We start from the raw sequence: 12,855 nt of genomic DNA, 5'->3' as shown, positions 1-12,855 counted from the left end.
TAGTGATTTAAAATGAGCAATAGATTACATTCACATATGGTCAATGTCTTACAAGCAGGTGGAGATATCGTCAACTTAATTAACATGCACAAAAAAAGCAGCTAATGCTGCTTTCTTAGTCACTTTTCAAAACCTCATCCATTTGGACGAGGCTGAATTTTAGTGTAGACCACCTAGGTACTTTGATAAGACCTCGATATCTTCATCGGTCAATTTCTTAGCGATGTCACGCATCATACCATTGTGGTCATTTGCACGTGCACCATCACGGAATTTCTCTAGCTGCGCCTTAAGGTATTCCGCATGCTGGAACGAGATTTTTGGGAATCCAGCTAAAGATGTACCGTTACCACGAGGACCATGGCACGCAGCACAAGCAGGAATTCCACGTTCAGCGTCACCTGCTTTGTAAAGCATTTCGCCCTGCTCGACAACATCTTCAGGGGTTGTGCCCTCAGACATATTGAGCGAGGCAAAATAAGCAGACAAGTCTTTCATATCTTGATCGCTCAAAGGCATTGCCATGCCACCCATGACTGGATCCGCGCGACCTTCTTCGCCCCCAGAGGTCATGCCTAATTTAAATTCTTTAAGCTGCTTATATAGATATTCAGCGTGCTGACCTGCGATCTTAGGGTACATGGTGACAGGCGCGTTACCATCAGCGCCATGACACGCAGCACATGTCGCCGATTTGTCTTTACCTGCGCTGGCGTCGCCATCAAATGCTGCTGCGTTGTTTGCACTCAACACACCAACTAACATAGTTAAGGATAGTGCTAATTTCTTCATGGTAAATTCTCTGTTTCGGACCCTGTATTCGTTTACAATCTTTTCGATGCAATGGCTCTATTCTACACGATAAAAATTTCTCTGGCACGTTTTCTGCCCACATTAAGCTTATAAAATGCGGGGTTTTAAGGAAAATTTGTCTCAGCGCATAGTTTTGCCGAGCTTTCCTGACCCATTGCTTGCACCTTTAGCTTAGCCGCTTTCTGATATAAACTAGCGGTTAATCTAATTTTGGTGCCTCACTGAGGAGTTCATGTGGCCAAATCCCGCGTTGATTATACGCAAGCTAAGTTTATAACAAGTGCCCCGGATATCAGTAAATTACCGGAGGACACAGGTATTGAGATCGCGTTTGCAGGGCGCTCTAATGCCGGTAAATCCAGTTCACTAAATACGCTGACCGAACAAAAACTCGCTCGTACTAGTAAAACGCCTGGACGCACACAATTGATCAATACTTTTGCGTTGCAAGAGGATCAGCGGCTAATTGACTTACCTGGATATGGTTTTGCCAAAGTGCCAATGGAGATGAAACTAAAATGGCAACGCTCTTTAGGTGAGTATTTACAAAAGCGCGAGAGTCTAAAAGGCTTAGTAGTGTTGATGGACATACGTCATCCCCTAAAAGATCTCGACCGTCAACTTATCGAGTGGGCCAGCTCCAGCGACATTCCTGTGTTGGCGCTACTGACTAAGGCTGATAAGTTCAAGCAAGGCAAACGTAAGTCTGAGGTGCTAAAGGTGCGCCGCGAGCTTGCTGAGGTAGCAGACAATATCACTGTACACGCATTCTCGTCGCTTAAAGGTACCGGCTTGAATGAGTTAAGAAAGCAGCTAGATGAGTGGTTTTTAGGGCCTGTTGTCACTCAGCCGCCGAGTGAAAACGACTCTCCTGCCGAATAGATTATAAACTCCTCACCCTGGGGCTGAGCGAGCTGCTCGGCCCACGCATAATACACCGTACGCGCTAATTTCGCTTGCACCCCATAAGGCAGCTGCAGATAAGGCAGCTTCTGCCCTTGCGGATCGGCATGTATAAGCAGCGGATGCTGTGCGCCGAGCACAAATTCACGGCCAATATTATCGATACAAATAACCGCTGGATGCGCTGCGTTTTGCGCTGTAGCTAAACGCCAATCAACAATTAATAGCGGCGCATCGTCCACCCTGATAGCCATCTGTTCAACAGGGGTTTTTAGGTAGTACTGCCCTTGCTCACGCCACAACACCGAAGCAAACAACTTAACTAAACGAGCACGTTTAATTTCGGTGCCGTGATGGAACCAACGACCATCTGCAGTAATATGAATGTCGATGGTGCCGCATTGCTGCGGCGACCATTGATCTAAAGGCGCAATTTGCCCTTCAAGTTGCTGCGACAGAGCCGCTAGCGCTTGCTCATTACTGCTCATTTAAGGTCAATACAAAAGAGACAGGAACGGCGCGAGTTATAGAGTCTAACCCGGCTAATGACTTCAACTTGTCGATCCCCGGTTGCAACGCAAAGTCAGCAGGACTTACTAACACTGGCATCATAGAACTAACCACCAGGTCACCGGCACGACTTGCCACCACGCTCACAGCTATTTGCTGAGCCTTAGTTTTACCGTGTAACGCGAGCTGTGCTTGAACAGTTCCTTGAGCCACGCCGGTATCTTTCGCTTGTGCGATTAACTCACTGACATTCGCAGTAACTTCCATCGCGGGAAACTCGACGGTGTTAAAAAGAAATTTCTGCATGCGCTCGTTGCGAATCGGGATCTGCGTCTCAACACTGTTGAGATCGATCGCTAGCTTAAACATGCCGCTCTCATCAACGCTGCCTGAAACGTCTTTGAAGAAGTGGTTCTCCGCAATAGCGTTATTCTTTACTGAGACAAAATTTACGCGGCTGTGATTATTATCTACCTGCCACGCAGCTAATGCACTGGTACTGCCAACAAGCAGCGCTCCACACATTAAAGAACGAACAAAACTATTAAACATTACGCTTTCCTTCGATAAGAATGATTATCACCATGCTAGCAATAAACTATCTGTTGGTGAACTAACTACTCAGGGATACTTAAAAAAATGAGTAAGGGATCAGCCAGTGGAATGCTAGGAAAGAGAATAAAAAACATAACAGAGAAGGAGTAGAAAAAGCCGGCCTACCAAAACGGTAAGCCGGTATAGCAATCTGGGGAGAAGCTATCAATACGCTGTACCATCGCAAAGCGAGTGGCACATCATCAACAGGATGTCCTACAGGATGAGGACGCGCGGACTGTAGCAAATCAATATCGAGAAATAAACGCAAAGCGCGCGCAACAGCGCTTATTTAATCCTATATAAACCAAATAAAACTATTTCTTATACTCTTTTACAGGGTTTTAACTAAGTGCAGCTTGAGCACAAAAGTACTCAAGCTGCTTGATGCTAGTGTGCCTGCTGCCAATTATCTCCGCTATCCGCCTCGGCGATTAACGGCACATCTAAGCTAGCGGCTTTGGCCATAAGATTGCAGATTTCTTTGGTGTAGGCATCAACATGTTGCTCAGCAATTTCAAACACCAACTCATCGTGTACCTGCATCAATAGTTTAACCGTGCCTTGTGGTTGTTGTTGCACCCATTGGTGTACGGTGATCATCGCTTTTTTGATAATATCCGCAGCAGTTCCCTGCATCGGTGCATTAATTGCGGCCCGCTCTGCGGCCTTACGCCGTGCTCCATTGCGAGCATTGATCTCTGGTAAATGTAAACGGCGACCAAATAGCGTTTCGACATAGCCTTTATCTGCGGCTCCTTCTCGAGTGCGTTCCATATATTCTAAAACGCCAGGGAAGCGTTCAAAGTATTTATCCATATAATGCTGGGCCTCATGGCGCGGAATATCGAGCTGCCTCGAGAGGCCAAATGCCGACATACCATAAATCAAACCAAAGTTAACGGCTTTGGCTTTACGGCGCATATCACTGCTCACTTCCTCCAATGGCACAGAGAAAACCTCGCTGGCAGTGGCACTGTGCACATCTAAGCCGTCAGCGAAGGCGCTGAGCAGGCCCTTATCCTGTGAAAGATGGGCCATGATGCGCAGCTCTATCTGACTGTAATCGGCAGCGACAATTTTATAGCCAGAGGCGGCAACAAAGGCCTCACGGATGCGGCGACCTTCTTCTGAACGAATAGGAATATTCTGCAGGTTAGGATCGGTCGAGCTTAAACGTCCGGTGGCGGTCACCGCTTGATGATAAGAGGTGTGCACACGTTGAGTTTTCTCGTTCACCATCAGCGGTAGCTTGTCGGTGTAAGTTGACTTCAGTTTAGCCAGCCCTCGGTGCTCAATAATGACTTTAGGCAGCGGATAATCATGCGCCAACTCTTGCAAGACTTCTTCTGCGGTTGAAGGAGCTCCCTTAGGAGTCTTTTTGATCACCGGCAGTTCTAGCTTCTCAAACAAAATCGCCTGTAGCTGTTTTGGCGAGCCTAGATTAAACTCCTCGCCAGCTATGTCGAAGGCTTCTTTTTCCAACTCCTGCAAACGCTCACCAAGGCGCTGCGAGTGCTTTGCTAGCATCGTTGAATCAATGGCAACGCCAGTGCGTTCAATATCAGAGAGCACATTAACCAAAGGCAGTTCTATATCGCTAAACACGGTTTTTAAACTGCTATCCGCCTCAACTTTTGGCCACAAATGCTGGTGCAAACGCAGGGTAATATCAGCATCTTCGGCAGCATAAGGAGCGGCCTTTTCTAACTCAATCTGATTGAAGGTCAGTTGCTTTTTACCCTTGCCGGCAATATCCTCAAAGCTAATGGTTTTATGGCCCAGGTATTTCAGCGCGAGGGAATCCATGTCATGGCGAGTACCCACGCTATTAAAGACATAAGACTCGAGCATGGTATCGAAGGCAATACCATTAAACTCGATACCAGCATTGGCTAACACACTTTTATCGTATTTAAGGTTTTGTCCTACTTTCGCCTTGTTAGCGTCGGCCAAAATCGGTCCAATTTTTGCCAATACAAGGTCAAGAGGCAGTTGCTCCGGTGCTCCAGGATAGTCATGGGTAAGCGGCAAATAAGCGGCTTCTCCAACCGTCACAGCAAAACTCATACCGACTAGCTGCGCTTCCATGTAGTTCACGCTTGTGGTTTCGGTATCAAAGGCAATGAGCTCAGCTTGATTAAGCTTATCCACCCAAGTATCCAGCTGCTGCTCGGTTAAAATCGTTTCGTAATGAGCATCGCGGGTTGGCACTTCTTGAGTATCGGTGGGGGCATCAAGATGGGTGTCGGTGTTGCTGCCTTTATCCAGCACTTCGGCCAACCAACGACGGAACTCACACTCACCATATAGCTCAATCAGGGCATCGGTATCAGGTTGCTGCAGTTTTAACTGCTCCAAATCGCTGTCGAGTTCAACATCGAGCTTGATCGTTGCTAATTCGTAGCTCAGTGGCAGGTGCTCCACGGCATTGCGCAATTTGTCGCCTATTTTGCCCTTTACCTCATCGGCATGGGCAATCACTTCATCGAGAGAGCCGTACTTGTCGAGCCACTTAACTGCGGTTTTAGGACCACATCCCTCTACACCCGGGATATTGTCGACTTTATCACCCATCAAGGCTAAATAATCGATGATACGATCGGGCCCCACGCCGAACTTTTCTTTTACACTATCGGGATCGGAAATACTGCCCGTCATGGTATTAATCAAGGTCACGTGTTCGTTGACCAACTGCGCCATATCTTTATCGCCTGTGGATATCAAAACATGACGCTGCTGCTCACTGGCAATACGTGCATAGGTGCCAATCACATCATCCGCTTCCACCCCTTCAATACTAATCAAAGGAAAACCCATGGCACGAATAATATTATGCAACGGCTCTATCTGAGTACGTAAGTCATCCGGCATGGGTGGGCGATTAGCCTTGTACTCACTGTACATATCGTTGCGAAAGGTTTTCCCTTTGGCATCAAAAATCACCACCATGTGCGTAGGGTCATACTGCTTGACCAGGCTTTTCAGCATGTTGACTACGCCATAAATAGCCCCCGTAGCTTCCCCTTTAGAATTAGTTAGGTGTGGTGGCGCATGATATGCACGGAATAAATAAGAGGAACCATCAACGAGGATAAGCGGATTTTCTGCGATCTGCGCCATTTTTCAACACTCAAACATGTCAGTTTTTTAATAACGCAAGGATGCCATAAGGCGCTTAAGAAAACGAGTTGCAATTGCTGTTAAGCGCTGTAAATAGAGTAAAAGTAGTGAACTAAAAACCTGTGGATAACTTTGTAGATAAAAACCATGACTTACCCTCCAGGTTCATTTTTCGAATCCAGATAGGTTTGTAATTTATTGTTTTAGTTAGAAAAAGAAAAGACTACGTAATTCGGTTTTCTTTTTTATTTTATTTATCCGATGTGGAAAGTGGCTTTCTAAGGGGCGCTAAGAATGCGTGTACAACGTCCTTTTCGATAACCAGCTACGCATTCTAGCATAAAGGATCAAAGATCCTAGTGATCCTTTATAACTTTTTTCTCTTAGTGGCATGAGAGCTGAGCATAAATCAGCGTTGACGGGAGCTACCTAGGATCGTTACCTTACTAGGGCAGAGAATATTATCTTTCATCTGATCAAGGAGCAAAACAATGGCGAATGTGGCGATAATTTTAAGTGGCTGTGGGGTCTTTGATGGCGCCGAAATTCATGAATCAGTACTGACTTTACTTTATCTTGAGCAAGCGGGCGCGCAGTATCAATGTTTTGCCCCCAATATAGACCAGCACCATGTGATTAATCACTTAACTGGGGAAGAGCAGCAGCAAACACGCAATGTATTGGAAGAAGCGGCGCGTATTGCCCGAGGAGAGATTCTTGATCTCAAAGAGCTTAATGTTAGCGACTACGACGCCCTTATTTTGCCCGGAGGCTTTGGCGCCGCAAAAAATTTATGCGACTTCGCTCTAAAAGGTGCCGATAGCTCATTAAATTCAGAGGTAGAGCGGGTCTGTAAAAGCTTTGCCGAACAAGGCAAGCCAGCGGCTTATTTGTGTATCGCGCCAGCAATGATTGCGCACATCTACCCACAAGGCACAAAAGCGACCATAGGTAACGACAACGATACTGCTTCGGCGATGAATGCACTTGGCGCCGAGCATGTGGACTGCGCCGTTGATGACATCGTCGCTGATGAAAAAGCGAAGGTTGTTTCCACGCCTGCCTACATGCTTGCGGGCTCCGTCAAAGAAGCAGCCAGCGGTATCGAAAAAGCCGTGAATAAGCTGTTGAGCTGGATTTAACGCGATGTGCAACGGCGACAATATTTTGCGCTAGCGCATAAAATGGCTACTTTTTAACGCATTAATGAAATCTAGGCATTTTATAAATCGCTCGCTGCGGTTATAATTTGCCGATATTTCGTCACCAGGTCGTATAGACCGTTAGCACCCGAATGAGCAAAGAAACATGAAGAAACTATCAGCTGCACTGTTACTGTTATCCACTGCTGTTTACGCGCAACCTTACGACAACTCACTCACCGAGGAAGCTATCAAAAAGCGCCTGCAACCTGTTGGTGATGTTTACCTTGCCGGTGAAACTGCTGCTGCCGATGCGGCGCCAAGCGGCCCTCGCAGTGGTGAACAAGTATATCAAGCGGCCTGTTTCGCATGTCATGGTTCAGGTGCACTCGGCGCTCCAAAAACAGCAGCTGACTGGGAACCTCGCCTAGCAAAAGGCATGGATACATTGCTTGATCACGCGATTAATGGTTTCAATGCAATGCCTCCGCGCGGTACTTGTATGGATTGTTCGGATGAGGAAATCCAAGCTGCTATCGACTTTATGGTTAAGCAGTAACAACGACTTGTTAAAGAGTTAAAAAGGGAGGCAATGGCCTCCCTTTTTCGTTCCTAGTATAGAGGTCGATACTCCTTGACCTGAACCAAAAAAGATGGAATATTTGGCGGTTAATAAATAAACAAAAATAACAAATGGCACGTTCAGTGGATGAGTGGTCCCCGCAGGAGCTCAATAAGCTCCAGAAAAAGAATAAACGCCTGAAGGCGTTGCTGCAAAAATACAAGCAGCAACACCACCTCCAACATGCCCTTATTTTACTGTCAGAACAAGCCAGTACCATTCCTGAGCTGTGCTCTTTCTACCCTGCAATTCAGCGCCTGCTGGCCGATTACGTACCGAGTAAAAATTTTTATGTGGTCCTTCGTAACCCAGATACAGGACTACTGGAGCTCTCCTACTTCGTTGATCAGAAAGACGGAATACAAACTCCCTTAGTCACCGATCAGCATTTTGAGCAAGGTGTGACTGGCTACGTATTTCGTTCACGGGCAACCGCCTATTTCACTCGTGAAACCATGACCGCAGCGCAGCAACAAGGCAAGTTCAAAATTTTAGGGGCGCAAGCCGAACATTGGCTTGGTGTACCTATTTATCAAGATACTGATGTGATTGGTGTCATGGTGTCGCAAAGCTATGATGCCAAACAAGGCTATAGCCAAGAGCAAATTGAGCTATTTGAGGTCATCGCGCTGTATCTAGCAACGGCCATTGAGCGGGTGAAAAAACGCGAATTACTTGAAAGCCAAGTAAAGCAACGTACTCAAGCATTAACGCTTAGCAACCAAGCGCTTAATGACGAAATTAGCCAACGTAAAAAAGCTTTAGAACGACAGCAAACGTTATTCCAAATATCGGAACTGGCGAGCCAGTCGATCAATATTGATGATGTCTACTACCATGTTCACCAGATCATGAAGTCCATCACCTATGCGGAAAACCTTTATATTGCGCTGTATGATAAAGACAATAATTGGCTTACCTTCCCTTACGCCGTCGATGAGTGCAGCGAAGACTTTGGTCCGCGACCCTTTGCAAAAGGCTTTAGTGAGTTAGTACTAACATCCAAGCAGTGCCAATTAATAGATAGGGCTCGCAGCGAGCAGTTGATAGCTGAGGGCATCATTGAGCGCCAAGGTAAATTAGACCCAAGCTGTCGCTGTACTAGCTGGCTAGGAGCTCCCCTAAAAACAGCGCAAGGAGTGATTGGACTCATTGTTTGCCAGGCATACAACAACAAGTACGACTTCGTGCAAGAGGATGTTGAGCTCATCGCTTACGTCTCCAACCAAATTGCCAACGTGCTGCAAAACCATTTATCGCAGCAAGCGCTGCGACAGAGTCACCAAGAATTAGAGTTACGTGTGGCTGAAAAAACGCGGGAGCTACGTCAAGCCAACTTACATTTACAACTACAAATTGACGAGCGCCGTAAAATAGAGCAGCAGCTTTATCATGATGCTCATCATGACTCACTAACAGGGTTACCCAATCGCAGTTTGTTCTTATCTCAGCTTGAGCGCACATTGGGGCAATATCAGCGCTTTCCTGAAAAAGACTTTGCCGTATTGTTCATCGACCTGGATAAGTTTAAAGATATCAATGATAAGCTGGGTCATCAGTGTGGCGACCAATTCCTCATTGAAGTGGCGGATAAGCTTAAGCAATGTATTCGCGATCATGATTTGATCGCCCGCCTTGGTGGCGACGAATTTGTTATTCTGCTCACCCAACTCAACGAGCGTCAACAAGCCGAGGATGTTGCCAAGCGCATTATTGCAGTGATGCAGCAACCCTTCTGCAACCAAGGGATTTGTATTCAAAGCGGTGCCAGTATTGGCATTACTTACAGTAAACGCGACTACAGCCATACCGATGAAATCATTCGTGATGCCGATGCCGCCATGTATTATGCCAAACAAACTGGCAAAGGCCGCTTTGAGTTTTATCACCCGCTGCTAGGCTATGGCAACGATCAGCAAGAGCCACATCAACGTCATCATCTAATGGATTTGCACACCCATTTTCGTGCTAGCGACATCGTAAACTTCGACCAGCAGCAACCTCACGCGCAATTACTTGATGCTTATGGCGAGCACCCAGTGCTCGGGAGTACCAGTTTTGAACAACTTAAGCGTTTTGCCAGTGATAATTACGAGCTCGCTAAGGTAGAGCTCAAACTGCTCAAATATGGCTTTAATCAACACCAAAGCGATATTATGAGTTTACTCAATTGCTCAAGTTTGTTGCTGGATGATAAACACTTTGAGGGGCTTAGTCATTGGGTCGGTCAACTGACGAATAAAGATAAACTCTGCCTGTTGTTCAGTGAAGCCGAACTGCGCTTTTGTAGCGCTAACCAAATGAAAAATTTAGACAAGCTCTACCAGCAGGGGTTGCATATTGGGCTCAATGAGTTTGGTAAAGATCGCTGCGAGTTAAGCTTACTGACCCAGCTGCCCTACTTCTGTGTATTACTCAATGCCACCTTTAGCCGTCGAGTATTACAGGACCCACGTTACGATCATATGCTGCAAGGCGTGTTGGCAGTCACACAACTAAATGACTGCATGGTGATCGCTAAAGGGCCCTGTATTCTTAATTATCGCTCGTTGCTTGAACACCATGGCGTGCATCACTTTATTGGTCAGCAACACGCCATTGCCGAGCAACAACCACTGCACGCTATTCCTTCTTAAGCATGGCCCTTAAATTAGCCACTCGGGCCTGCCCTTGCTCCATGCGTTGTTGCTGATTTTGTGGTGCTTTTCGTGCTTCGAAAGCCAAATCTTGCTGCGGGAGTTCCTCCACAAAACGGCTAATTTCTGGGGTTATGGTTTCACCAAATTGACGACGGCTTTTGGCATACGTCATCACTAACTCTTGTTGCGCTCGGGTGATCCCCACATAGGCCAAGCGACGCTCCTCTTCAACATTGTCCTCGTCAATACTGGTCTGGTGTGGCAAGAGTCCCTCTTCCATACCGACCATAAATACATAAGGGTACTCCAAGCCCTTAGAGGCATGCAGTGTCAGTAGTTGCACCGCATCACTGTCATCTTCCTCTTCATTACGCTCCATCATATCGCGCAGGGTGAGCTTCATCACCACCTCAGGTAGGGTAAGGGCTGGATTGTCAGCATCACCAGTGAGCATGTCAGTGATCCAACGATATAACTCAGAGACATTCTTCATGCGCATCTCAGCGGCTTTAGCGCTAGTCGAAGTCTCATACAAATAGGCTTCATAATTAATTTGTCGCACTAAGTCTTTCACCGCCTCAAGGGTGTCACTACGTTGGCAGTTATCGGCTAACTCCACGACCCACCGAGCAAACCCCATTAACGCGTTAAAACCTCGCCCTTGTAAACGCTGCGCAAGCTCGGGCTCAAAACATGCAGCAAATAAGCTAATGTGCTTGTCATTCGCCAACGAACCCAGCTTCTCCAAGGTCATAGGACCAATTTCACGCTTGGGAGTGTTTACGATGCGCAAAAACGCGTTATCGTCATCTTGGTTTACCAGCAATCGCAGATAAGCCATCATGTCTTTGATCTCAGCACGCGCAAAAAAGGACATTCCACCACTGATTTTATAGGGTATACGGTTACTCATCAGCGCCTTTTCAAACACCCGCGCTTGGTGATTACCGCGATATAGAATAGCGTAGTCGCGGTAGCTTGTGCGCTTGGTAAACTTATGAGAAATAATCTCTGCTACCACACGTTCGGCTTCGTGCTCCTCATCGCGAGTACCAATGACTTTAATCTGATCACCAAAGCCCAGCTCACTAAACAGTTTTTTATCAAAAACATGCGGATTATTGGCAATGAGAATATTAGCCGCTTTAAGAATGCGTCCAGCACTACGGTAATTTTGCTCTAGCTTGATAAGACGCAGATGCGGGTAGTCTTTACTCAATTGTACGAGGTTTTGTGGCTTTGCTCCGCGCCACGAATAAATAGATTGGTCATCATCACCTACGACAGTAAAGCGCGCCCGCTGCCCGACCAATAGCTTAACCAATTGGTATTGGCTGGTATTGGTATCTTGATATTCATCCACCAGCATATAACGAAAGCGATTTTGCCAACGCTCACGCACCTCGGCATGACTATTAAGCAATAACGTCGGGATCATAATCAGATCGTCAAAGTCGAGCGCATTGTAAGCACGCAACTGGGTTTGATAGCGGGCATAAAGTTGTGCAAAAAGGGCTTTTTGCTGCTCTCGAGCAGCCGCAATTGCCTGTTGTGGCAAGATCAGCTCGTTTTTCCAGTCGCTGATTTGCATTTTCAACAACTTAAGTAAGTCTTTGTCACCATCGAGCTCGTCTGCGGTCAGCTCATTGAGAAGCTGATTCGTATCTTGGTCGTCAAAGAGTGAAAAGCCTGATTTAAAGCCCAAGGTTTTCAACTCTTTTTTAATTATCTCTAAGCCGAGGGTATGGAAGGTGGATACCCACAGCCCTTTGGCCTCTTGCTTACCTAAAGTTTGCGCAACGCGCTCACGCATTTCCTTGGCAGCCTTGTTGGTGAAGGTAACCGCCGCGATGTTACGGGCCCGATACTCACACTGCTGAACCAAATAAGCTATCTTATTAGTGATCACGCGGGTTTTACCAGAGCCCGCACCAGCGAGGACGAGACAAGGCCCGCTAATGTATTTCACTGCTTCGTTTTGTTGAGGGTTGAGCTTCATAAAACCTAATCTGAGTATCCGTGGGCTACGTATTTTATCTTATTAGCGCAAGTGATACAGCCGCGATATTAGGGCCGTGAGAAATAAATAAGTATGAACTAACGCAAACTGTATTGTGACTTGGGTTAGATACAGCGTATATAAACGCTGCCCTAAGGCAAACAAGTTGTTATTTGTGCTTGAGGTTAGTTACACTTAAGTATGTGAGAAAAGGAGCTGTGCAATGATAAACCCTGCAAAAATTGAAGAAATTGCTCGCCAGATTGGCAGTAACATGCCTAAAGGCATGCGCGATATGGCCGAAAACTTTGAAAGTAAGACTAAACAAGTACTGCAAAATAAACTCTCAGAGATGGACTTCGTGAGCCGCGAAGAGTTCGATATTCAAAGCCAAGTGCTAGTAAGAACACGTGAAAAGCTGACGGCGCTAGAGCAAAAAGTGGCGCTTTTAGAAGCGCAAATTCAGGGTAACCAAGAAAACCAAGAAAACCAAGACGAAGGTTAATTCGA

Annotated in this window: 10 protein-coding genes; 5 read left to right on the top strand and 5 right to left on the bottom strand. The window is 46.5% G+C overall.

The genetic code is table 11. The features are described from left to right. Positions 1-159 precede the first annotated feature (159 nt). On the bottom strand, positions 160-792 hold the full coding sequence (locus tag MHM89_RS07370) for a c-type cytochrome (RefSeq protein WP_022946632.1): 633 nt from the start codon (positions 790-792) through the stop codon (positions 160-162). Positions 793-1,047: 255 nt separating this feature from the next. On the opposite strand from MHM89_RS07370, the gene yihA reads away from it, so the two are divergent. Further along, positions 1,048-1,695, top strand: a complete 648-nt coding sequence (gene yihA, locus MHM89_RS07365; RefSeq protein WP_022946631.1) for a ribosome biogenesis GTP-binding protein YihA/YsxC — start codon at positions 1,048-1,050, stop codon at positions 1,693-1,695. Here yihA and MHM89_RS07360 read toward each other — a convergent pair. The 3 genes from MHM89_RS07360 to polA form a co-directional block, all read right to left on the bottom strand. Then, a complete protein-coding gene (locus tag MHM89_RS07360) occupies positions 1,659-2,204 on the bottom strand; it encodes a DUF1285 domain-containing protein (protein WP_138508887.1) in 546 nt (181 codons plus the stop codon). The genes yihA and MHM89_RS07360 overlap by 37 nt on opposite strands. After that, on the bottom strand, positions 2,194-2,778 hold the full coding sequence (locus MHM89_RS07355; protein ID WP_239408511.1) for a YceI family protein: 585 nt from the start codon (positions 2,776-2,778) through the stop codon (positions 2,194-2,196). The genes MHM89_RS07360 and MHM89_RS07355 overlap by 11 nt, the downstream gene beginning before the upstream one ends. A gap of 432 nt (positions 2,779-3,210) precedes the next feature. Continuing rightward, positions 3,211-5,943 (bottom strand): DNA polymerase I, encoded by a 2,733-nt coding sequence (gene polA, locus MHM89_RS07350; RefSeq protein ID WP_239408510.1) that lies wholly within the window; start codon positions 5,941-5,943, stop codon positions 3,211-3,213. Between the two features lie 491 nt (positions 5,944-6,434). Between polA and elbB the strand changes: the two genes are divergently transcribed. The 3 genes from elbB (at position 6,435) to MHM89_RS07335 (ending at position 10,343) form a co-directional block, all read left to right on the top strand. Then, positions 6,435-7,085, top strand: a complete 651-nt coding sequence (gene elbB / locus MHM89_RS07345; protein WP_239408509.1) for an isoprenoid biosynthesis glyoxalase ElbB — start codon at positions 6,435-6,437, stop codon at positions 7,083-7,085. Positions 7,086-7,251: 166 nt separating this feature from the next. Further along, positions 7,252-7,644, top strand: coding sequence for a cytochrome c5 family protein (locus MHM89_RS07340; protein ID WP_022946626.1), 393 nt, complete (start codon positions 7,252-7,254; stop codon positions 7,642-7,644). A 134-nt stretch (positions 7,645-7,778) separates the two neighbouring features. After that, positions 7,779-10,343: a diguanylate cyclase gene (locus MHM89_RS07335; RefSeq protein WP_022946625.1), complete on the top strand. Its 2,565-nt coding sequence runs from the start codon at positions 7,779-7,781 to the stop codon at positions 10,341-10,343. Here MHM89_RS07335 and rep read toward each other — a convergent pair. Further along, complete coding sequence (gene rep, locus MHM89_RS07330) at positions 10,330-12,345, bottom strand: DNA helicase Rep (RefSeq protein WP_045980450.1); 2,016 nt, start codon at positions 12,343-12,345, stop codon at positions 10,330-10,332. The genes MHM89_RS07335 and rep overlap by 14 nt on opposite strands. Before the next feature lie 223 nt (positions 12,346-12,568). On the opposite strand from rep, the gene MHM89_RS07325 reads away from it, so the two are divergent. Next, the gene (locus tag MHM89_RS07325; protein ID WP_239408508.1) at positions 12,569-12,850 is read left to right on the top strand and encodes an accessory factor UbiK family protein; all 282 of its coding nucleotides are present in this window, start codon (positions 12,569-12,571) and stop codon (positions 12,848-12,850) included. The last annotated feature ends 5 nt before the right edge of the window (positions 12,851-12,855 follow it).

The sequence above is a fragment of the Pseudoalteromonas sp. CNC9-20 genome, assembly GCF_022347875.1.
GTDB lineage: Bacteria > Pseudomonadota > Gammaproteobacteria > Enterobacterales > Alteromonadaceae > Pseudoalteromonas > Pseudoalteromonas ruthenica.
The sequence above is the reverse complement of the archived record's forward strand: the minus strand, read 5'-3'. Positions and strand labels throughout refer to the sequence as shown.